The organism is Kaistella pullorum (genome assembly GCF_014837035.1).
GTDB lineage: Bacteria > Bacteroidota > Bacteroidia > Flavobacteriales > Weeksellaceae > Kaistella > Kaistella rhinocerotis.
The window spans coordinates 176,877-197,208 of record NZ_JACSPS010000003.1 but is presented as its reverse complement, the minus strand read 5'-3'; the positions used below and the strand labels follow the sequence as shown (position 1 = coordinate 197,208).

Below are 20,332 nucleotides of genomic sequence, written 5' to 3'. Positions count from 1 at the left end.
AAAATGACAAAGCTTAGTGTAAATATCAATAAAATAGCCACGATACGCAATGCGCGCGGTGGCGAATTGCCTAGCGTTACCGAAGCTGCTGTGAAGCTGCAGGAGTTTGGCGCACAGGGAATTACAGTTCACCCACGTCCGGACGAACGCCATATCACGCGAAAGGATGTTTATGACCTAAAACCTTTGGTTCATACTGAATTTAATATCGAAGGAAATCCGCACCGTCCGTTCATTGATTTGGTTTTAGCAATAAAACCGGAGCAGGTCACTTTGGTCCCCGACGCAGAAGACGCCATCACTTCAAATGCAGGTTGGGACTGCCGTGTTCATAAAGGTTTTCTTCAAAATGTAATCGCCGAATTCAAGGCGGCGGGAATCCGTACTTCCATTTTTCTCGACCCCGATCCGGAAATGGTATTGCACGCACAGGAAACAGGAGCTGACCGAATCGAACTTTATACCGAGGCGTATGCGAGAATGTACCTAAATGACCCGGAAGCCGCTGTTTTACCGTATGTGGAAACTGCGCGCGAAGCCGAACGCCTGGGCCTCGGAGTGAATGCCGGACATGATCTTAGCCTTGAGAATTTAAAATATTTTGCGCAGAATATCCCAAACCTTCTTGAAGTTTCAATCGGTCACGCATTGATTTCAGAAGCGCTCTACATGGGACTGGAAAATACCGTTCAGGCTTATCTGAAGAGACTTGCCGTTTGGTAAGGTATCTGGACGTCCTTAAATAATTAAAACTAATGTATGCAAATTCTACATTCGAAAATCTACGGTGAAGATAAGGCCGGAATTCCGCTTTTGGTGTTTCACGGGTTGTTTGGAATGCTCGACAACTGGGGAAGTTTCGGAAAGGAAATGGGCGAGTATTTTCCGGTTCATCTGATCGATCTGAGAAACCACGGCAAGAGTTTTCATTCGGAAGAGATGACGCATGAATCTTTGAGTAATGACATTCTGCATTATATGGAATATCATAATTTCCAGAAAGTCAATTTATTAGGTCATTCCTTAGGTGGAAAGGCGGTGATGCAGTTCGCGATCAATTTTCCCGTGAAAGTAGCCAAACTCATCGTGGTAGACATTACGCCGAAAGCGTATCCACCGCATCATCAGGGTATTATCAAAGCGCTGCAAAGTGTAGATTTTAATAAAGTAGAATCCCGCAAAGATGTGGAAGAAGTTCTGCAACAGTATATACCGCAGAAATCGGTGATTCAGTTTTTGACGAAAAATCTTTACTGGACGGACGACAAAACGCTTAACTGGAGGTTTAACCTTAAAACATTGGCCGAAAAATACAGTGAATTTGTTTCAAATGCGATTAAATTCGGCGTGTTCGCCGGCGACACACTTTTCATCGCCGGAGCGGAGTCTAACTATATCCTGCCACAGGATGAGTTTCAGATCAAGCAGCAGTTTCCGAACTCGTCTATCGTAAAGATCGAAAATGCTGGGCATTGGGTACAGGCGGAAAATCCGAAAGACTTCGCTGAAGTGGTGAAGGATTTTATTTTTGACCAAAAAATTTAGCATTTGCCACCAATTTTAAAAACTTACACCTTAAGATGGTTTTAGTCACTGGTGCTACCGGAATTCTTGGCAGAGTAATCGTTCTGGAACTTCTCCGGCGCGGAAAAGCTGTACGTGCCGCAAAACGGACCACCAGCAACCTTCAGGAAGTGCGCGAATCGCTCCGTTTTTACGCAGAAAACAGTGACGAACTTTTTTCCCGGATTGACTGGGTCGACGTAGATTTCAATGATTTATTCGGCTTGGAGGAGGTTTTAGAAGGCATTACTGAAGTGTATCACTGCGCTGCTACCGTAAGTTTTGATCCGAATCTTTCAAAACAAATGTTCAAAACGAATATTGACGGTACCAAAAATCTGTTGACAGCCTGTGAGAACTCATCCGTAAAAAAGTTCTGTTTCGTTAGTTCTGTCGCAGTACTCGACGGTGTGAATGAGCAGGGTGAAACCGACGAAACCTGCGATTATAATACGAAACTCGATCATTCCACTTATGCAGTTTCAAAGCACTTTTCCGAAATGGAAGTTTGGCGCGCCGAGGCCGAAGGTCTTTCAACTGTGATTGTAAATCCGGGCGTTATCATTGGTTCCGGAAATTGGGATTCAAGCAGTGGTTTACTGTTTAAAAATCTGCTGCGCGGCGTCACTTTTGCGGGCGGAGCCTCCTACATCGATGTTCGGGACGTGGCTAAAATTTCGGTTGAACTGATGGAAAGGGAAATTTACGGCGAAAGGTTCATCTTGGTGTCCGAAAACAGGCGTTTTCATGAAGTTGGAACCTACGTTCGGCGAAAGTTTGGAAAGGATGCTCCGAAAGTTATCCAACGTCCTTTACTTAAAATAGTTCAGGTGTTTGCGATCCTTTTTGGCTGGTTTTTCCCGGCCTTGAGGATGGTAAATAAAGTGAGTATCGACACGGTGGACGGTTTATCCAATATTTCAAATAAGAAAATTCGGCAAACGCTTGGTTATGATTTCATTCCGGTGACCGAAAGCTTAGATTTTCATCTCGAAAATTATATATCAGACCTCAAAAAATAAACAGAGTACATGAATTTTGCTTCATTTATAAATACAAATACAGAAAAGTTCCGCACCAGACCTGCCATTGGCTTTAAGAAAAAAGAGGAGTGGAAGGAACTCAACTGGCTGGACTTCCGCCGCGTGATCTTTAAGACAGCGAACGCACTGCGTACTGCCGGGATCGCAGAAAATGACAAAGTCGCGATCTATTCTGATAACTCTGCGGAATGGATAGTCTTTGATCTTGCTTTGATGTCACTCGGCGCTGTATCAGTACCGATTTATTCCACAAATAACGGTGAACAGGCTGAATATATCATTAAAGATTCCGAATCTAAAATGATCCTGGTAGGCAATCAGGAGCAATACGCCGCCGCGTTTGAAATTTTACTTAAAGACAGCACGCTGGAGCAGATTATAGTGGCAAAAAAATCAGTTTGGATTAAAAAAGACCGCAGCCACTATTTTCAGGATTTCATCAAAGATGGCGCTGAAAATATTGATATAACGGAGAAAAATGATGATGATCTCGCCACGATTATCTACACATCCGGCACCACAGGCGTGCCGAAAGGTGTGATGCTGACGCACGGCAACTTCCACAATGCGATCAAGGCACATTTTGATTTTTTTAAATTTAAAAATTTCGAAAATGAAACGTCACTCGCTTTCCTGCCCTTGACGCATGTCTTCGAACGCAGCTGGACACTTTTATCGCTGTACGGCGGCGCGAAGGTTTATTTCCTTGAAAATACAAAACTTATCGCCCATGCACTCACGGAGGTTCGGCCTACGATGATGTGTGCGGTGCCGCGTTTCTACCAGAAAATTTACGCGGGCGTGAACGAGATGGTGCAAAACGGTTCATCTTCAAAGCGTAAGATCTTTAATTGGGCCATAAAGACCGGAACTGAAACCGCTGAGCGGAAACGACTCGGATACTCAATTCCTCTTTCATCAAAATTAAAGAATAAAGTAGCAGACGCGCTGGTTTTCAATAAGATCAAAAACAAGATGGGTGGTCGACTTTGGTTCATGCCTTGCGGTGGCGCATCAGTTTCACCGGAGGTGACGAGGTTCTTTGATGCCATCGGTGTACATATGACCGTGGGTTACGGACTTACCGAAACTACCGCGACGCTTACAGCATTTCCTTTTGAGCACTACGAACATGGAAGTGCGGGGATTCCGCTTGGCGATACCCGGATTAAAATTGGCGAGAACGACGAGATTTTAGCAAAAGGAAGCGGTATCATGAAAGGCTACTACAATCTTCCGGACGAAACCGCAGCTGTTTTTACCGATGACGGTTGGTTCAGAACTGGCGATGCCGGAAAATTTGACGCGAACGGAAACCTTATCATCACAGACCGTATAAAAGATCTTATGAAGACCTCAAACGGCAAATATGTGACGCCACAACCCATTGAAAACCTGTTGTCTAACAGCAATTATATTTCTCAGGCAATGATTGTTGCGGAGGGAAAACCATTCGTTACAGCACTCATCATTCCGAATTTCGAAGCTTTAAAAGAGCAAATCGCACGGATGAATCTGCCTTTCACTAGTTGGCCTGAACTGGTAAACTCCGAAAAGATCAAAGAATTCTACCGCGAGAAACTGGAGGAAATCCAGAAAGGACTCTCAGGATTTGAAAAGGTGAAAAAATTTGTCATCATGCCGGCCGAATTTGAGGTGAATTCAGGGGAAATCACACCGACGCTGAAAGTGAAACGCAATGTAGTGCTTCAGAAATATGAGCAACTGATTGACCGCATGTATGAGCATTAATTTTTTGTTTTTGAATTAAATTAAGCTGAAAATCAAACCCTGTTAACGCCACCAAACATTAAAAATGACAGACTTTATCCCGAATAAAACATACAATCTACACAATGCGGTTTCCGTTCAAACCTGCCCGTCTAATATTGCGCTGATAAAATATTGGGGGAAATATGAAGGTCAGATTCCGGCCAACCCCAGTATCAGTTATACGCTCAACAACTGCCGTACCAATACCGAAATGGAATTTTTCGCTGACGAAAAATTTTCGGTACAAACATTTTTAGGAGGTAATGAAGAGCTGAAATTTGCCTCGAAGATTGAAAAATTCTTTCAGTCGATTGAAAAATACCTGCCCTGGATCTTAAGTGGAAAATATATCATCCGAACCGAAAATACCTTTCCACACAGCTCGGGCATTGCAAGTTCAGCCTCTGGTTTTGGCGCCATTGCAAAATGTCTGATGGATCTGGACGAAAAGTTCTCAGCTGCCGAAACACACAACTTCAGACTGAAAAAAGCCAGTTTTCTCGCCAGACTTGGCAGTGGCAGCGCGTGCAGAAGCCTTTATGACGGCCTTGTGGTTTGGGGCGAAACATCTGAAGTGGCGCAAAGTTCGGATTTCTTTGCTGTGCAGTATCCAGGTGAAGATGTGCATTCGGTTTTCCGCAATTTCAATGACTGGGTTCTACTGATTCACGAAGGCGAGAAATCTGTGAGCTCCACGGTAGGCCACGGATTGATGAATACGAATCCGTATGCTGAATCGCGGTTTGCAGAGGCACATACTAACTTCAAGATATTAAAGACCATCCTAAAGGAAGGCGATCTGCACGGTTTCATTAAACTTGTGGAGCACGAAGCGCTGACGCTTCACGCGATGATGATGATGAGTGATCCAGCGTTTATCCTGATGAAAAACGGTACGCTAAACGTAATAAATGCCATCTGGAAATTCCGTGAAGAAACCGGTTTGCCGCTGTTTTTCACGCTGGACGCGGGTGCGAATGTTCATCTTCTTTTCCCTTCAAACGGCACGGAAGAAGAAATCAAAACATTTATTATACGTGAACTTTTGCCGCACACGCAGAATGGCGGCGTAGTAAAGGATGTGATGAATTTTTAAAATGTAAATTGACGCTGAATAAAAGCTAAATCGGACAGATTTAGCTTTTTTATTTTCCGAAAAACAGTTCCGCGAAATAATAAGTAAGACGAATAAGGCTTATTTTTTTGCAGCGAATTTGCTCATTGTGTGCAATACGAAAACACCGATGATTCCGATGACAGCTGCCGCAAAAGAAAGGATGAATTTAGCGTTTTCCTCATGCCATAAACCAAGGTCCCAATCCATCGAATAGATATTGAACCCGATAAAAATTACGAACAGTGCGAGGAATATTTTATAGTAAAGATGCATTTCTGTGGTATTAAAAATTAACGTACATACTGAAGAGCTGCGCAAAATTCGCTGTGAAAAGTTTGATGGCGATGGCCAACAGCACGATTCCGAAGACTTTCTGCAAAACCTGAAGCGTACCTTCGCCAAGTTTTCTCTCGATCCAGTTTGCTGATTTCAGCACCAAATATACGAAAAGTGTATTGAGCACAATGCCGCAAATGATATTGATATCGTGAAATTCTGCGCGCAGCGAGAGGGTGGTGGTCAGCGTTCCGGCACCGGCGATCAGTGGAAATGCGATGGGTACGATGGAAGCAGACTTTGCTTCCTGGTTTTTGTGGATTTCGATACCTAAAATCATCTCGAGTGCGATAATGAAAATAACAATCGCACCTGCGATTGCAAATGAATTCACATCTACGCCAATAAACTTCAAAATTTTATTTCCGATAAACAGGAACGCGATCATCAGAAACATTGAGGCAAGTGCGGCCTTTTCTGATTCTATATGTCCAAACTTTTTCTTTAAACTGACAATAATCGGTACAGAGCCGACAATATCGATCACTGCAAAAAGAACCATCGTAGCGGTAAGCGTTTCTTTAAAGGAGAAAAATTCAAACATCTGGAATTATTAATTTCTCAAAAATATAAAAATATTTTGATTAGAATGCAATTTTTTGAAACAGCGCAGCGATGTCTTCCCAAAGTTTAGTAAGACTTTCCTGCGTCTGCAGCGGCGAGTACTTTTCGATTTTTACTTTTTCCGAGATCAGGCGGTATTCCTCTGCAGCACTTTGTCCGAATTTCTCCGCCAGTATTTTTCGGAAATCGGTCTCATTTGCAGCATTAAATTTCTCTTTGATCTTCAAAACCATATCCTGATAGGTTTCAAAGAACTTTGCAGATTCATTATTTTTTGAGAGGAATTTTAAATATTCAATACCATCGGAAAAGTTGTATTGAAGGTTGCGTTTGATGATTTCTTCTGTTTCTGCAACAGTCATTATCGGTTTGTAGGCTTCCACTAACGCGGGTTTGCGCTGATTCCATTTCCGGCGGAACAGTAGGAAGAGCGATACAGCCGCAACCAGGATTCCAAGATTAAGGAATACAATTTTCCAGTCGATTTTTTTCGGATTTTTTACTTTAAGGTTTTGGGTCTGCAGCACTGGCGTGTTCACAGTTTCGAGAACGTTGTTTGTGTAATCATTCACCCGCTCAAGTGTACTTTTTGCGTCGAGCACCTGCTGATGCGTTTTCACGTCCAATGCAAGACTTTGCGGGCCAAGTTCAACATAGTTCTGGTCTTCAGGATTGAAATAGGAGAAATTCTCGAGCAGGACGTTAATAGGGCCGGGTTTTTTCGGAATGACTACATAATCCGCGGTTATTGTTCCAAAGAGTTTGTCCTCTTCGGCACGTGTATTTGATGTAATTGTAGGCTTATAAAAAACGTAATTCTCAGACGACAACAACTTCGGCATACGCACGGAGCGCAGATTTCCGGCCCCGCTAAGTTTTACCGTCACATTTACGGGTTGATCTATTTCCGGAACTGTAGCCGGGTCGTTCTTCACAAGTGAAACTTCGAAATTTCCCACCGCGTTCTTAAAATTTGCGGGCATCCCGGCGGGCAATTTCTTTACGTTCAGACGGACACTATTTGAAACAATTTTTTCTTTTGTGCTGCGCGCAATTGAAGCTGTAGCCGGAGTGATGTCTATGGATCCGCTTTCGGACGGAAATATCAGGAAGACGGCCAAAACCTGTGATGCGAGGCCCGAGCGTGTTTCTATTTCCGGTTTATTTAAACTCACTGGCTGGATTTGGACATTTTTCTGCTGGGGAAACTGTATGTTCCGTACCTTCCGAAAACTGCCATAATCACGGCTGTAGGCGCGGAGAACAGCAACAGTCGGTTCATTTTTGTACACTGAACGGTCGCGGATTTCCATATTAAGATAGACGTTCTCGTCAATTACAGGATCCGGGGCGGCAGCTATTTTTTCACTTTCGCGAACGGTCATTTCAAAGGGCTCCGTCTTGTAAATTTTGCCGTTTACCGTTACCAGAACTGAACCGATCTTTATCTTACCGGCCTGCTTCGGGCTCAACACAAACTGATAGACCATCTGGTTGATGATCTCACCTTTGCGCGCATCGAGTACCACGGTATTCTGCTCGGAAGCGGTACCGACAATATCAAATTTTGAAAGGTCAGGAAGGCGGAGCGGGGTTTCCTGCTGCATATTTTCGCCACTTATCTGCAGCATAATGCTAAGGTTAAACCGTTGGTTAACACGTGTTTCCTTCACTTCTGTAACCTCCAGTGTAACCTGTCCCCGAATGTGCAGGGCAGCTAGAAAAAATAGTATGAAGTAAAATTTTAATTTCATCACCAGTCCTTTTCGTTGCTTTGCGGCATCGAATAGGAGTTTTTGTTTAAGATCCGCTTGGCGGTTTCTCGTTCTTTGTTTTCTACGCGGTTAAATATTGAGTTTTCGAGGTCCTTTGGCATTTTGCCTGAGTTGTCGTTTTTATTTTGATTAGGATCATCTCCTTCACCTTCACCCTTATTTTTCTGCCCGCTTCCGTTTTGGTTCTGCGGAGTATTGCCAGGATTTTGTCCCTGATTTTGATCCTCGTTTTGATCATTTCCGCCACCACCGGATTTGTTTTTTTGGTCTTTTTGCTGCTGCTTCTCTTTTTCTTTCAGCATCGCAATCTCATAATTTTTGCGGATCGTTTCATTGTAAGGATCCTGTTTCAGCGCCTGTTTATAATAATCAGCCGCACTGCGGGAGTCGTTGCTCTGCATATGCGCATTACCCAAATTGTAAAGTGACGCCGCTTTGTCAGCCAGATTTGTGGCCAGCTCATTTGCTTTCACGTACTCAGCCTTCGCCTCTTCGTATTTTTTCTGTTTGTAAAGTGCATTGCCGAGATTGTAATGAGCCGTAAAATCTTTAGCATTATTTTTTATGGCACTCATGTACTTTCCCGATGCACCTTCGAAATCGCTCTTGTCGAACATTTTGTTGCCTTCATGAACCAATGTGTTATAGTTCTCCTGTGCAAACACAAAATTGCCCGCAAAAGCAGTGAAAATCAGCATGAAAAGGTACTTTGACATCATTGTTGCAAAATTATCCGTTTAATTGTTAATAGAATAATGTTATCTGTTAAATTTGGGTTAAAAGCTTGCCCTTAATGCGCAGAGTTTGTTAAATATTAAGATCCTGGCGCGGATTCAACAAATAAATTATCGAAAAGAAGAAGATTGATAAGCCGAGAAAGTATTGATAATAGTGCACTGCATTCTGTGATTTGACCATCGTGCTGCCCGCTCCGCCGGCTTTAGCAAGTGCATCGTCGATCTGTACCACCGCACTTTCCATATTGTTTCCGTCAATATAGCTGCCACCGGTGTCCGCCGCTAAATTGATAAGTGCGTTTGACTGTCTTTTTGAAATAACAGTCTGACCTGAAAGACCGCTTTTGTAACCCATCAACTGACCGAAAACATATTCCGGGATGGGTGCGCCTTCTTCAGTCCCTATGCCCACCGAAACAATGGTAATGCCTTCTTTCTTAGCGAGCCTGGCGGCTGCTTTGTCATTGCCCTCGTTATCTTCGCCGTCACTCAGCAAAACCACTTTTCGCGATCCTTTAGCAATATTCTTAAATTTTATCGCCGCGGTCTGCATGGCCCTTAAGAAATCTGTTCCCTGAATTTTCACCACATTCGTATCAATTCCTCCTATGTAAGTTTCAGCGGCTGTGAAGTCGGTTGTCAGAGGCATTATGGATGCTGCCTCTCCGGCAAATACTACGATTCCCACCTTATCATTGGTCATGCGCTGCATGGTATTCACGATGATATTCTTCGCCTGCGAAAGTCGATTTTCCTCGACATCCTGGGCATTCATTGAATTTGAAACATCCAGCATGAAGATCACGTTGTTCATTTTCTGGTTGGTTTCCACTTCTTCTGAGCCGCCCAGCAAATCCACGATACTTAAGATAAGAAAAAGTGAAGCGAGCAGATACAAAAAGGGGAAAAACTTAGCGAAACCGCTGCGTTTACGGAAAAGTTCTTCCCGGAACCGGGTTTCTGCAAATATATTCTGGCGGTGCTGTTTCCACCTTTTAAAACGGAATGCAAGGTACCCGAGCAGCGGCAGCAGCAACAGCAAAAGTAAATACCAATAATTGCCAAGATATAAATTCATATCCGTTTACTCTAGTTTAAAAATTTAAACAAAACCCAACGCAGCAGTGCGTCCAACAGCAGTGTTGCCAGCGCAATCCACAAAAATAACCTGAAATATTCTTCATAATTATAAAGTTTTGCGTTGAGCAACTCCGATTTTTCAAGCTGGTCTATTTCAGCATATATCTCAGAAAGTCTGTCATTTGATGTGGCGCGGAAGTATTTGCCGCCCGTGGTTTGTGCAATTTCCCGCAGTACGGGCTCATCAATCTTCACTTCGACTTCATTGAAGACCAAATCCCCAAAAATATCGGTGTGTGTCGGCATCAGCGCGTATCCATTAGTACCAATCCCGATTGAATAGACCTTGATGTCATTGCTTTTGGCCAACTGTGCTCCCACCTGTGCGGGCATCGCGTTTTCGATCGTATTCACACCGTCAGTCATCAAAATGATGATTTTCGATTTCGCTTTGCTGTGGCGAAGGTGTGTCGCCGCTACCGAAAGACCTTCACCGATCGCGGTTCCGGGCTGCAGCTCGAGCGGATTCAGGTTATCAAGTTCTTCCAACAGCACGGCGTGATCCGACGTGAGCGGAACTTTTGTAAAAGCTTCGCCGGAGTAAGTGACCAATCCGATCCGGTCAACCGGCCGGTTTTCAACGAATTTTTTCGCGATATTCTGTAAGGCGGTAAGACGGTCGGGTTCCAGATCGCGCGCCAGCATACTCAAAGAAACATCGATGGACAGCATGATGTCTATCCCTTTCGTGTCATCGGTGTTTTGGGAAATCGTAAATGTGCGCGGCCGCGCCATTGCAATGATGAGGGCCAAAAGGATGACGTATTTGGTGAATTTAAGAAAAGACAGAATGAAGACTATTCCACGGTTTTCGGTCATGTTCTGTGTGGTCGGAAGTTTAATGCCTTCAATTTTCTTTGAACTGATATCACGCACCAGCAGAGGGATCAGTGCTACAAACAGCAGCAAAAACCACGGACTGAAAAATTCAAAATTGAGTAAATCCAACTTCATTACACGCCTGTTCTAAGTTGTTCAACTTCCAGATCTTTTGATGATCTTTTCACAAATCCGCGCATATCACTGAAATCTTTTTGCATTGTATCCTGATCCGGAAAAGTTTTGGCAAATTTTACCAAATCTCCACGAAGAAATACTTCTTCTACTATTTTTTCATTTTCGGGCGAGATGGTGTTGTTCATTTTCATTACATCGATCAAATCGTCCGTCAGCAGCACATCTGCAGGGATTTTATACTGTTTTGTAATGAAGTTTCGGGTGATATCGATCAATTCCACATAAAACGAACGGTAATCGCCAGTTTCGATATATTTTTTCTTCTTCAGATTGTCCAGTTCACGCAGCGTCTGATTAGTCATCACCACCGGTGAATTTTTTCTTCGGCGCACATAGCGTACGATCATATAAATAATGAAGATCAGCGCTAGAACAATCAAAGCAGACAGAATATACCATTTATAAAGTTCCCAATAATCCTGCGCACCCAGCTTCACTTCTTTGTTCTTCATGATGTCGCTGATCTGGTCACCTTTTTGCGCAGTATTGATGACTTCCACTTCATAAGGAACAGTGTGGTAAAGTCGGCCGCCGATGGTGAAATCGAGTGCTGGTATCGTAAATTTCCCCTCTTCAAACACTGCAAATTCAATCACTCTTTCATATAAATCGGCCTGTTTGGTGATGCTGTCTTTCACTTCTTCAAAATGAAAAGGCAGCAGTTCGTTTTTGGGCGCAGAAACGACGCCCTTGCCCTGAAGATCTGATACGGTAACCTGAAAAACGGCAACTTCACCCAATGCCAGCGTGCGTTTCTCAAGTTTGGAACCTAAAGTCTGACCAAAAACGGAAACGCCTGTGAGCAACGTAAAAATTAAATAAAAACCTTTCAAAATATTTTGATTAATGATAGAGCGGTTCATCGCTTCCGGAAATATTCGTACAAAAATTTGGTGTAGTCTTCACCCGTGTTGATGTTCATGAAGCCCGCGGAAGAATTTTCGAAATCTTCCTTTAATATTTTTAAATTCTGCTTTTGTTTCTCAGCAAATTCATAACGCCAACGTGCATTGGAAGTATTTGCCCAGATCTGCCGCCCTGTCTCCGCATCGCGGAAAAGTACGTAGCCCACATCCGGGATGCCTGAATCCTTATCGTCCGCAATTCTCATCGCAAGCAGCTGATGCTTTTTTGCAGCCACGCGCAGAATTTTGGTGTCATACTGATCGTGAAAATCTGAAAACATAAAAACAAGTGACTTTTTCTTGAAAACACTCATCATATATTGCAATGAGCCGTTCACGTCGGTCGCCGCAGGTACATAATCAGCAGACAAAATATTACTGATGATCGCGAGGATGTGCTTGCGGCCTTTCTGTGGCGGAATCACCTTATAGACTTTATCTGCAAATAAAATAAGGCCAACTTTATCATTATTTCCTGCGGCGGAAAAGCCCACACTGGCAGCGATTTCAGCTACAAATTCACGTTTCAGCTGCGTGCGCGTGCCATAATCCATTGATGAAGAAATGTCCACGAGGAGCATCATCGTGAGTTCGCGTTCTTCCTCCATTACTTTTACGAATGGTTCACGAAAACGCGCAGTTTTGTTCCAGTCGATCCGGCGGATTTCGTCACCAAACTGGTATGGACGCACTTCCGAGAAAGTCATTCCCTGACCTTTGAAAGCGCTGTGATATTGACCCATCAGCGTCGATTCAGACTTCTTTTTAGTCCGAATCTCGATTTGCTTTACCTTCCTGATGATATCTTTTATCTGCACGCCAAAGTTTTATTTAATGCCATTTTTAATACGTCTTATGGCGCCTGCACTTTGCCTAAAATCTGATTCACGATCTCATCTGCCGTTATTTCCTCCGCTTCCGCTTCAAAACTAAGTCCGATGCGGTGACGCAGCACGTCTTTGGCAATTTCTTTTACGTCTTCCGGCAGCACAAAAGCCCGGTTTCTGAGGAAAGCAACTGCACGAGCTGCAATTGCTAAATTGATTGAAGCACGCGGCGAAGCGCCGAAACTGATGTAATTTTTCAGCTCTGATAAACCATATTTTTCGGGTGTCCGCGTCGCAAAAACCATGTCAAGAATGTATTTTTCAATCTTTTCATCCAGATATATCTGGTTGATCAAACTTTTGGCATCTACCACATTCTGCATAGAGATGACGGGTTTTATCTCCGGTTGGTGGCTGGTGGCAACCATCTTCATAATTTTCCGTTCATCTTCAAAATCCGGATAGCTGATCGTACATTTAAGCATGAAACGGTCGCTTTGTGCTTCAGGTAAAAGGTACGTACCTTCCTGATCGATAGGGTTTTGCGTGGCGAGAACGAGGAAGGGTTTTGGTAGCGGCATTGTCTCATCGCCAATGGTCACCTGTTTTTCCTGCATCGCTTCCAGCAAAGCCGACTGTACTTTTGAAGGTGCACGGTTGATCTCATCTGCCAGCACGAAATTGGCGAAAATGGGTCCGCGTTTTATGGTGAAATCGTTTTCTTTAATGTTGTACATCATTGTACCTACCACGTCGGCCGGTAGAAGGTCAGGCGTAAACTGAATTCTGGAGAATTCACCCTGAACAGCATCGGCAAGCGTCTTGATCGCCAAGGTTTTTGCCAAGCCGGGCACACCTTCCAAAAGAACGTGTCCGTTGCCCAAAAGACCGATCAGCAGACGGTCTACCATATATTCCTGACCAATAATTGCTTTGTTGATTTCCTGCTTCAGTAATGTGAAAAAATAGTTCTGTTCACGAACTTTTTCGGTAAGTTGTCTGATGTCTTCAGCCTGATGTTGTTCTGACATGTGTTTTGAATTAATAAACCGGTAAATTTCCAAATAAACGCGTCATCAGTCAACATAATTAGTGCCAAGATTAAGTTAAAGTTTGTTAACACATCGCCCGAGATGATTATAAATAGCGCTAAAGTCACCAAAATTTATCGCAAGTAAAAAATTTATTTGAAAAAGCTGCCGCTGATTCCTCTCTTTTGTCATTCTCAGTTTATTACTCTAATTTTGAACGATTAAATACGTATCTAATGAATTATCATTTTCAGGCACATCGGCAGGTTCGGAAAAATCTTTTGCAGATACTTGAAGAAACTTCACATAAAGATCTGATGCTGATACCCGATGGATTCAATAACAATATCTACTGGAATATCGCACATACCGTTGCAACGCAGCAGTTGCTCTGCTACTATCTGAGCGGAAACCCATTCCGGATTGATAAATATTGGATCGAAACTTACAAGAAAGGCACCCTTCCAAACTTAAATGTGGAACAGTCTGAGGTAGTGGATCTTGGATTTTTGCTTACGGAAACATCGAAGATTTTGATGAAGGATTATGATGACGATTTCTTTGCAGATTATACACCTTACACCACAAGTTTCGGGCTGGACCTTAAAAATATACAGGACGCGATCATTTTCAATAACATGCACGAATCTTTGCATTACGGGTATGCGATGGCACAGAAGCGCGCAATCCTGGGCGAGCAGTATTGATCTGTAACCGAATCATTTAACATTTAAATTAAAACAAATTGAACTACGAGAATAAAAATAACAACCCCGAATCTCAAAGACCTGAAGGCAGTAAAAAAGACGATTTCATTTTTGGTCTGCGGCCTGTGATGGAAGCGATCGACGCGGGAAAAACCGTAGATAAAATCTTCCTTCAGAACGCGCTTCAGGGTGAAATCTACCAGGAACTTAAAAATCTGCTTTCCAAACACGGCATCCGCCCAAACTATGTTCCTGTAGAGAAACTTAACCGTTTCACACGCAAAAATCATCAGGGTGTGGTGGCGTTTATTTCTGATGTGCCTTTTGAAAAGATTGAAGATGTATTGCCGCGCCTTTTTGAGGAAGGAAAAACACCGTTCCTGCTTATTCTTGACCGCCTTACCGACGTGAGGAACTTTGGCGCCATCTGCCGTACAGCCGAATGTGTGGGTGTCCACGCCGTAATTTTGCCGGAAAAAGGAGCCGCACCAATCAATTCAGATGCGATAAAAACAAGTGCAGGCGCAATCTACAATCTGAAAATTTGTAAGGAAAAAAATCTTGCACATACAGTCGATTTCCTGCAACAGTCGGGTGTACAGGTTTTTTCAGCAACTGAGAAGGCAAACAAACTCATTTACGACGTGAATTTCACTGAGCCATGCGCGGTGGTGATGGGCAATGAGGAAACAGGTATTTCAAAAGAAGTTCTGCATCATTCTGATGAGAAAATCAAACTGCCGATTGAAGGTAAAACACAGTCGCTGAACGTATCTGTGGCGTGCGGCGCTATTTTGTACGAAGCGGTGCGGCAAAAAATGACAGCGGTTTCGGGCTAGAAATTGGCATCTTTTTCTCTTTAAATTTTTAAATTAAATTAAAAAGAGCAGATATGCGCAAAAGCACAGCATTGAAAAGCGACATACGAAGCTACGTTCTGGAGGTGATCGCCGGCAAGATAAAGAAACTTGAAAATTTTCTGGAATTCACACAGGATGCAAGCCGCGATATAAAAAAGACACCCAAATACGATTCTATTCGCGAGGAGATACAGGAGGAGATTTACCAAATGCAAAGACAGCTTGGTTCACTGCACGACCTGAACCGCAATATGCTGAAAGTTCTGAATAAACCTACCGAAACCGTGCAACTGGGTTCGATGGTTTTCACGAACAAGGCAAGATTTTATATTTCGGTTTCACTTGGCGAATTCTTTTACGAAGGAGACCGTTTCTATGCAATTTCAGAGGAAAGCCCGATGGCAAAGATCATGTTTGGTAAAAGCGCGGGTGATTCTTTTGTGTTGAATAACATCAGCCAGACCATTGAGCACGTTATGTAAGCTCTTAAAAAAACCTATTAAATGGATAAAGCAACAGTTCTAAAAGCGATCATTGAACAAAGGAAAAGTACTTTTCCAAGGGATTACACGGCTGAGGAAATCGATGATCAAATACTGCACGAAATCCTGAAATCTGCGGAATTCGCACCCAACCACAAAAGAACCAAGCCGTGGCGGTTTAAAGTTTTTAAAGGCGAAGAAAAGCGTGCTTTGGGTGAAAAGATGGCTGAAATCTATAAAGCAACCGTTGCTCCCCAAAATTTTCTCGAAAAAAAATACGTCAGCATCACTGAAAAAGCCGCTAAAGCTGATGCAGTCATCAGTATTTCAGTTAACTTCAGCGGTCTGGTGCCGGAGTGGGAAGAGATTGCTGCCACTGCGATGGCTGTGCAGAACATGTACCTTACGGCATCAGTTCATGATGTAGGTTGTTATTGGAGTAGTCCGGGTCTCATTAATCATCTCGGTGAATTCCTGGGCCTTGACGAAAACCAAAAATGCTATGGACTTTTCTTCTTAGGTAAAATTTAATGATGTAACAGAATAAAAAAGTTTCCGACAGATTTTAGAACATTAAAAACAACTCAATGGAAACTTACGGCTATACAAATCCCGAACACGGGCACAATCCTCAACCAAACAATTATTACCGCTCAGAAAAGAAGTTGGCAGCGGGACTTCTCGGAATTTTGCTCGGTGCATTTGGTGCAAACAAATTTTTTCTTGGCTATACTACGGAAGGAATCATACAAATCGTGCTGAATATCGTAACATGTGGGCTCGCGACACTCATTCCTTTTATTGAAGGTATTGTGTACCTAACGATGACCGATGAACAGTTTGACCGCACCTATGTGCACAACAAAAAAGGATGGTTTTAAGACAAAGCAAAAAAAGGAATCAGTTGATTCCTTTTTTTTTATTGATTATTGAGAAGCACGGCGGCTTCTTTTGCTGCATAAGTGAAGATCATATCAGCGCCGGCGCGTTTTATACACGTCAGACTCTCCAGGATCGCACGGTCATTGTCTAGCCAGCCGTTTTGTGCGGCTGCTTTCAGCATGGCATATTCGCCGCTTACATTATATACTGCAATCGGTAAATCAATCGCTTCGCGAACTTTTGCCACGATATCAAGGTAAGGCATGCCGGGTTTGATCATAATGATGTCGGCACCTTCTGCTACGTCTTTGTACACTTCATCGAGCGCTTCACGGGAGTTGTGGAAGTCCATCTGATACGTTTTTTTGTCAGTTGGAATGTCCGCAAAATCTTTTGGTGCAGAATCCAGCGCACTGCGGAAGGGACCGTAGAACGAACTCGCATATTTTGCGGCGTAACTCAGGATTCCCACGTCAGTATGTCCGTTTTCTTCCAAACCTTCGCGCATCGCTGCTACGCGTCCGTCCATCATGTCGCTGGGAGCCAGAATGTCGGCGCCGGCGTCAGCCAAAGATATAGACATCGTTACTAGAGCGTCATTCGTCGCGTCATTGTCTACCTTTCCGTTGGTTATGATGCCGTCATGGCCATAAATCGAGTAAGGGTCCAGCGCCACATCAGGCATTACCACCATATCCGGAACCGCGTCTTTTATTGCTTTAATGGTTCTTTGCATCAACCCATCAGGGTTCCAGGATTCAGTGCCTTTATTGTCTTTAAGGTTTTCCGGCACTTTCATGTACAGATTTACGGCTTTTATGCCCAATGAAAACAGTTCGCGGCATTCCTGAACAGTAAGGTCTATCGAGCGACGGAAAATTCCTGGCATCGACGCTATTGCTTCTTTGGTATTTTCGCCTTCCATCACGAAAACGGGCATCACGAGATCATTTGTGGTAAGTACCGTTTGCTGCACCAGCGCGCGTATGGACGCAGATGTGCGGAGTCTACGGTTTCGTGAATATAGGATCATTTTTCTTTTGGAATAGTATTTGAACTATGCGCTGCAAATTTAAAGATAGTTTTATAAAAAAACTATTGTGAGTAAATTCCAAATTCTTACATTTGTAAGGATATTCTCTTAAATATAAAGTTATATACGGTGAAAAAATTACTGTTTTCGATATTTTTAATCGGTTCGCTTACCGCTTTTTCGGGTCATGTTTCCGCGCAGTCGGCAGCCCGGGAGCCTTTGGCAGCATCACAAAAGTCTGATGACGGCTTGATGGTTGCCTACCCGAATCCGGCACGTGATTTCATAGTGGTGAAGTCTAAAGATCCTTTACTTAAAATAAAATCGGTTACGTTTTATTCCATTCTTGGAATGCAGGTTGCTGAATATGCTGTGAATATGAACTCCGGAGAGATCAGGCTCGATAGGTTAAAACCCGGAAAGTACCTGATGCGCTACATCATGAGCGACAATACGCAGAAGGTGACGCAAATAGTAAAACAATAATCTCCCTGAACTTTCAGGGATTTTTTTTGCATTCGCCACCGGAATATTAGCTGTACAAAAACTTTTAAATTTGTATTATGGAAAGCCGAGAAAAAATTGTGATCATCGGCGGCGGTTTCGCCGGCCTGCAACTCGCAAGAATGCTAAATAACAAAAACAAGAAGGTGATTGTAATCGATAAGGTGAATCACCACATGTTTCAGCCGCTGTTTTATCAGGTGGCCTGTGGGCGAATCGAGCCAAGCAACATATCCTTTCCTTTCAGAAAAATATTTCAGCGCTCGCGCAACATCCAATACAGGATGATGGAGGTAAACCAAATCTTACCTTCCCAAAACAAAATAGTTTCTCCGGATTGCGAGATTACCTATGATAAACTGATTCTGGCTACAGGCTGCAAGACCAATTTCTTCGGAAATGATAAGATGGAGACGTTAACATTTGGTATGAAGAATACGCAGGAAGCCATCGCCATACGAAATCACGTGCTGCTTACATTTGAAAAAATCATCATGCAGAAATCACGCACTGATGATGGCAACTGGAATATCGTGATCGTAGGCAGTGGACCTACAGGTGTGGAGCTGGCCGGCGCATTTGCCGAAATGAAGCGCGAGATCCTTCCACGCGACTATCCGCACATGAATTTCAGTAACCTGAATGTGATTCTTGTAAGTTCTACGCCCACCTCACTGAGCACGATGAGTGAAGAATCTCAGGTGATGAGTGAAAAATACCTTAAAGAACTGGGCGTAATCTTCATGAGCGAAGAGTTCGTGACTGACTATGATGGCGACAAAGTATATATGCAGAGCGGAAAGTCGATCCCATCCAATAATGTGATCTGGGCTGCTGGCGTAACGGGAAATATCATTGATGGGCTTGACCCTAAAACCGTGGTGCGAAACCGCTATAAAACCGACCGATACAACCGTGTATTAGGATACGATAATATATTTGCGATTGGTGATATCGCTTACATGGAAACGCCCAAATACCCGGCCGCACATCCTCAGGTAGCAAACGTGGCGATCAATCAGGGGAAAAATCTGGGCCGGAATCTGCTCAGGAAATCACAGAATCAGTGGGAAGAATTTGAATATACAGACCGCGGCAGCATGGCCACGATAGGAAAACACCGCGCGGTAGTGGATTTGCCGAATTTTAAATTCCAGGGCTTGCTGGCCTGGTATTTTTGGATGTTCCTGCATCTGATGCTCATCCTCTCCGTTCGGAATAAGGTCGCAATATTTTTCAACTGGATGTGGAGTTATTTTAACAAGGATTCGTCGCTGCGGCTTATCATCATCCCCAACAAAAAGAATGAAACTGAACAATGAGAATTGACATTATAAGCGTTTTACCGGAGCTCATGGAAAGTCCGTTTAAAACTTCGATCCTGAAACGGGCTGTTGATAAAGGATTGGTTGAAATCCACTTTCACAATCTCCGGAACTATGGATTGGGAAAATACCGCCAGATAGACGATGCGCCTTACGGTGGTTCAGCTGGCATGGTGATGATGATAGAACCGCTGGATAACTGCATCTCAGAACTAAAGTCTCAGCGCAATTATGATGAGGTGATCTACCTTACACCGGACGGGCAAACATTAAATCAAAAAATCGCAAACAAACTTTCTACATTGGAGAATCTGATCTTTCTGTGTGGTCATTACAAAGGGATTGACCAGCGTGTGCGTGATCTCCACATTACCAAAGAAATCTCGATTGGCGATTATGTCCTTACCGGTGGAGAACTGGCCGCCTGTGTGCTGGCCGATTCCGTGATCCGGCTTCTTCCTGGCGTGCTGAATGACGAGCAAAGCGCGCTGACAGACAGCTTTCAGGATGATTTGCTTTCACCGCCGGTATACACACGGCCTGCGAGCTACAAAGGTCTTGATGTGCCCGAAGTGCTGCTCAGTGGTAACTTCAGCAAAATAGAAGACTGGCTGCATGATGAGGCGATAAAAATCACCCGCGAACGTCGGCCTGATCTGCTGCAATAATCCACTCATAACCAATTATTATTCGTAATTTTACATTGCAAAA

23 protein-coding genes are annotated in these 20,332 nt (G+C 43.5%); 13 read left to right on the top strand and 10 right to left on the bottom strand.

Annotated features, from left to right (window positions below):
* Positions 1-3 precede the first annotated feature (3 nt).
* The 5 genes from H9628_RS09475 to H9628_RS09455 all read left to right on the top strand — a co-directional run bounded on the left by H9628_RS09475 (position 4) and on the right by H9628_RS09455 (position 5,475).
* Positions 4-723: a pyridoxine 5'-phosphate synthase gene (locus tag H9628_RS09475; RefSeq protein WP_251833907.1), complete on the top strand. Its 720-nt coding sequence runs from the start codon at positions 4-6 to the stop codon at positions 721-723.
* A gap of 36 nt (positions 724-759) precedes the next feature.
* Positions 760-1,545 (top strand): alpha/beta fold hydrolase, encoded by a 786-nt coding sequence (locus tag H9628_RS09470; RefSeq protein ID WP_251833906.1) that lies wholly within the window; start codon positions 760-762, stop codon positions 1,543-1,545.
* 35 nt (positions 1,546-1,580) lie between these two features.
* The gene (locus H9628_RS09465; RefSeq protein ID WP_251833905.1) at positions 1,581-2,585 is read left to right on the top strand and encodes an SDR family oxidoreductase; all 1,005 of its coding nucleotides are present in this window, start codon (positions 1,581-1,583) and stop codon (positions 2,583-2,585) included.
* 9 nt (positions 2,586-2,594) lie between these two features.
* The gene (locus H9628_RS09460; RefSeq protein WP_251833904.1) at positions 2,595-4,358 is read left to right on the top strand and encodes an AMP-dependent synthetase/ligase; all 1,764 of its coding nucleotides are present in this window, start codon (positions 2,595-2,597) and stop codon (positions 4,356-4,358) included.
* A gap of 64 nt (positions 4,359-4,422) precedes the next feature.
* Positions 4,423-5,475, top strand: coding sequence for a diphosphomevalonate/mevalonate 3,5-bisphosphate decarboxylase family protein (locus H9628_RS09455; RefSeq protein WP_251833903.1), 1,053 nt, complete (start codon positions 4,423-4,425; stop codon positions 5,473-5,475).
* A gap of 99 nt (positions 5,476-5,574) precedes the next feature.
* On the opposite strand, the gene H9628_RS09450 is transcribed toward H9628_RS09455, so the two are convergent.
* From H9628_RS09450 to H9628_RS09410, 9 genes are all read right to left on the bottom strand, one after another.
* Complete coding sequence (locus tag H9628_RS09450; RefSeq protein WP_251833902.1) at positions 5,575-5,769, bottom strand: hypothetical protein; 195 nt, start codon at positions 5,767-5,769, stop codon at positions 5,575-5,577.
* A gap of 10 nt (positions 5,770-5,779) precedes the next feature.
* Complete coding sequence (locus H9628_RS09445) at positions 5,780-6,376, bottom strand: MarC family protein (protein WP_251833901.1); 597 nt, start codon at positions 6,374-6,376, stop codon at positions 5,780-5,782.
* Between the two features lie 40 nt (positions 6,377-6,416).
* Positions 6,417-8,150, bottom strand: a complete 1,734-nt coding sequence (locus H9628_RS09440; protein WP_251833900.1) for a BatD family protein — start codon at positions 8,148-8,150, stop codon at positions 6,417-6,419.
* Positions 8,150-8,890, bottom strand: coding sequence for a tetratricopeptide repeat protein (locus H9628_RS09435; RefSeq protein WP_251833899.1), 741 nt, complete (start codon positions 8,888-8,890; stop codon positions 8,150-8,152). The genes H9628_RS09440 and H9628_RS09435 overlap by 1 nt, the downstream gene beginning before the upstream one ends.
* 88 nt (positions 8,891-8,978) lie before the next feature.
* Positions 8,979-9,986 (bottom strand): vWA domain-containing protein, encoded by a 1,008-nt coding sequence (locus H9628_RS09430; RefSeq protein ID WP_251833898.1) that lies wholly within the window; start codon positions 9,984-9,986, stop codon positions 8,979-8,981.
* Positions 9,987-9,997: 11 nt separating this feature from the next.
* Complete coding sequence (locus H9628_RS09425) at positions 9,998-11,002, bottom strand: VWA domain-containing protein (protein ID WP_251833897.1); 1,005 nt, start codon at positions 11,000-11,002, stop codon at positions 9,998-10,000.
* Positions 11,002-11,928 carry a hypothetical protein gene (locus H9628_RS09420; RefSeq protein WP_394368181.1) on the bottom strand — a complete coding sequence of 309 codons (927 nt, stop codon included), beginning with the start codon at positions 11,926-11,928 and terminating at the stop codon, positions 11,002-11,004. Before H9628_RS09420 ends, H9628_RS09425 begins: the two co-directional genes overlap by 1 nt.
* Positions 11,925-12,788: a DUF58 domain-containing protein gene (locus tag H9628_RS09415; RefSeq protein ID WP_251833895.1), complete on the bottom strand. Its 864-nt coding sequence runs from the start codon at positions 12,786-12,788 to the stop codon at positions 11,925-11,927. Before H9628_RS09415 ends, H9628_RS09420 begins: the two co-directional genes overlap by 4 nt.
* A gap of 35 nt (positions 12,789-12,823) precedes the next feature.
* Entirely contained in the window at positions 12,824-13,828 is a 1,005-nt protein-coding gene (locus tag H9628_RS09410) for an AAA family ATPase (RefSeq protein ID WP_251833894.1), read from the bottom strand.
* A gap of 236 nt (positions 13,829-14,064) precedes the next feature.
* Between H9628_RS09410 and H9628_RS09405 the strand changes: the two genes are divergently transcribed.
* Genes H9628_RS09405 through H9628_RS09385 form a run of 5 tightly spaced genes read left to right on the top strand, consistent with a single transcriptional unit; the run spans position 14,065 to position 16,758 of the window.
* A complete protein-coding gene (locus tag H9628_RS09405) occupies positions 14,065-14,535 on the top strand; it encodes a DinB family protein (RefSeq protein ID WP_251833893.1) in 471 nt (156 codons plus the stop codon).
* A gap of 38 nt (positions 14,536-14,573) precedes the next feature.
* The gene (gene rlmB / locus H9628_RS09400) at positions 14,574-15,374 is read left to right on the top strand and encodes a 23S rRNA (guanosine(2251)-2'-O)-methyltransferase RlmB (RefSeq protein WP_262891802.1); all 801 of its coding nucleotides are present in this window, start codon (positions 14,574-14,576) and stop codon (positions 15,372-15,374) included.
* Positions 15,375-15,427: 53 nt separating this feature from the next.
* Positions 15,428-15,877: a hypothetical protein gene (locus tag H9628_RS09395; RefSeq protein WP_251833892.1), complete on the top strand. Its 450-nt coding sequence runs from the start codon at positions 15,428-15,430 to the stop codon at positions 15,875-15,877.
* A gap of 21 nt (positions 15,878-15,898) precedes the next feature.
* Positions 15,899-16,408: a nitroreductase family protein gene (locus H9628_RS09390; RefSeq protein WP_251833891.1), complete on the top strand. Its 510-nt coding sequence runs from the start codon at positions 15,899-15,901 to the stop codon at positions 16,406-16,408.
* Positions 16,409-16,464: 56 nt separating this feature from the next.
* Positions 16,465-16,758 (top strand): TM2 domain-containing protein, encoded by a 294-nt coding sequence (locus tag H9628_RS09385; protein WP_251833890.1) that lies wholly within the window; start codon positions 16,465-16,467, stop codon positions 16,756-16,758.
* Between the two features lie 38 nt (positions 16,759-16,796).
* Here the strand turns inward: H9628_RS09385 and hemB are convergent, their stop codons facing one another.
* Positions 16,797-17,792: a porphobilinogen synthase gene (gene hemB / locus H9628_RS09380; RefSeq protein WP_251833889.1), complete on the bottom strand. Its 996-nt coding sequence runs from the start codon at positions 17,790-17,792 to the stop codon at positions 16,797-16,799.
* A 129-nt stretch (positions 17,793-17,921) separates the two neighbouring features.
* On the opposite strand from hemB, the gene H9628_RS09375 reads away from it, so the two are divergent.
* From H9628_RS09375 to trmD, 3 genes are all read left to right on the top strand, one after another.
* Positions 17,922-18,278, top strand: a complete 357-nt coding sequence (locus tag H9628_RS09375) for a T9SS type A sorting domain-containing protein (protein ID WP_251833888.1) — start codon at positions 17,922-17,924, stop codon at positions 18,276-18,278.
* 77 nt (positions 18,279-18,355) lie between these two features.
* A complete protein-coding gene (locus H9628_RS09370) occupies positions 18,356-19,618 on the top strand; it encodes an NAD(P)/FAD-dependent oxidoreductase (RefSeq protein WP_251833887.1) in 1,263 nt (420 codons plus the stop codon).
* The gene (trmD, locus tag H9628_RS09365) at positions 19,615-20,289 is read left to right on the top strand and encodes a tRNA (guanosine(37)-N1)-methyltransferase TrmD (protein ID WP_251833886.1); all 675 of its coding nucleotides are present in this window, start codon (positions 19,615-19,617) and stop codon (positions 20,287-20,289) included. The genes H9628_RS09370 and trmD overlap by 4 nt, the downstream gene beginning before the upstream one ends.
* Positions 20,290-20,332 lie beyond the last annotated feature (43 nt).

What these genes read in the sequence shown, in the direction of transcription:
- H9628_RS09405 (WP_251833893.1), top strand. Translation starts at nt 14,065, where the DNA reads ATGAATTATCATTTTCAGGCACATCGGCAGGTTCGGAAAAATCTTTTG.
- trmD (WP_251833886.1), top strand. Translation starts at nt 19,615, where the DNA reads ATGAGAATTGACATTATAAGCGTTTTACCGGAGCTCATGGAAAGTCCG.
- H9628_RS09470 (WP_251833906.1), top strand. Translation starts at nt 760, where the DNA reads ATGCAAATTCTACATTCGAAAATCTACGGTGAAGATAAGGCCGGAATT.
- H9628_RS09425 (WP_251833897.1), bottom strand. Translation starts at nt 11,002, where the DNA reads ATGAAGTTGGATTTACTCAATTTTGAATTTTTCAGTCCGTGGTTTTTG.
- H9628_RS09410 (WP_251833894.1), bottom strand. Translation starts at nt 13,828, where the DNA reads ATGTCAGAACAACATCAGGCTGAAGACATCAGACAACTTACCGAAAAA.
- H9628_RS09445 (WP_251833901.1), bottom strand. Translation starts at nt 6,376, where the DNA reads ATGTTTGAATTTTTCTCCTTTAAAGAAACGCTTACCGCTACGATGGTT.
- H9628_RS09420 (WP_394368181.1), bottom strand. Translation starts at nt 11,928, where the DNA reads ATGAACCGCTCTATCATTAATCAAAATATTTTGAAAGGTTTTTATTTA.
- H9628_RS09465 (WP_251833905.1), top strand. Translation starts at nt 1,581, where the DNA reads ATGGTTTTAGTCACTGGTGCTACCGGAATTCTTGGCAGAGTAATCGTT.
- H9628_RS09455 (WP_251833903.1), top strand. Translation starts at nt 4,423, where the DNA reads ATGACAGACTTTATCCCGAATAAAACATACAATCTACACAATGCGGTT.
- H9628_RS09460 (WP_251833904.1), top strand. Translation starts at nt 2,595, where the DNA reads ATGAATTTTGCTTCATTTATAAATACAAATACAGAAAAGTTCCGCACC.
- H9628_RS09370 (WP_251833887.1), top strand. Translation starts at nt 18,356, where the DNA reads ATGGAAAGCCGAGAAAAAATTGTGATCATCGGCGGCGGTTTCGCCGGC.
- H9628_RS09385 (WP_251833890.1), top strand. Translation starts at nt 16,465, where the DNA reads ATGGAAACTTACGGCTATACAAATCCCGAACACGGGCACAATCCTCAA.
- H9628_RS09440 (WP_251833900.1), bottom strand. Translation starts at nt 8,150, where the DNA reads ATGAAATTAAAATTTTACTTCATACTATTTTTTCTAGCTGCCCTGCAC.
- H9628_RS09450 (WP_251833902.1), bottom strand. Translation starts at nt 5,769, where the DNA reads ATGCATCTTTACTATAAAATATTCCTCGCACTGTTCGTAATTTTTATC.
- H9628_RS09430 (WP_251833898.1), bottom strand. Translation starts at nt 9,986, where the DNA reads ATGAATTTATATCTTGGCAATTATTGGTATTTACTTTTGCTGTTGCTG.
- H9628_RS09435 (WP_251833899.1), bottom strand. Translation starts at nt 8,890, where the DNA reads ATGATGTCAAAGTACCTTTTCATGCTGATTTTCACTGCTTTTGCGGGC.
- H9628_RS09390 (WP_251833891.1), top strand. Translation starts at nt 15,899, where the DNA reads ATGGATAAAGCAACAGTTCTAAAAGCGATCATTGAACAAAGGAAAAGT.
- hemB (WP_251833889.1), bottom strand. Translation starts at nt 17,792, where the DNA reads ATGATCCTATATTCACGAAACCGTAGACTCCGCACATCTGCGTCCATA.
- H9628_RS09395 (WP_251833892.1), top strand. Translation starts at nt 15,428, where the DNA reads ATGCGCAAAAGCACAGCATTGAAAAGCGACATACGAAGCTACGTTCTG.
- H9628_RS09475 (WP_251833907.1), top strand. Translation starts at nt 4, where the DNA reads ATGACAAAGCTTAGTGTAAATATCAATAAAATAGCCACGATACGCAAT.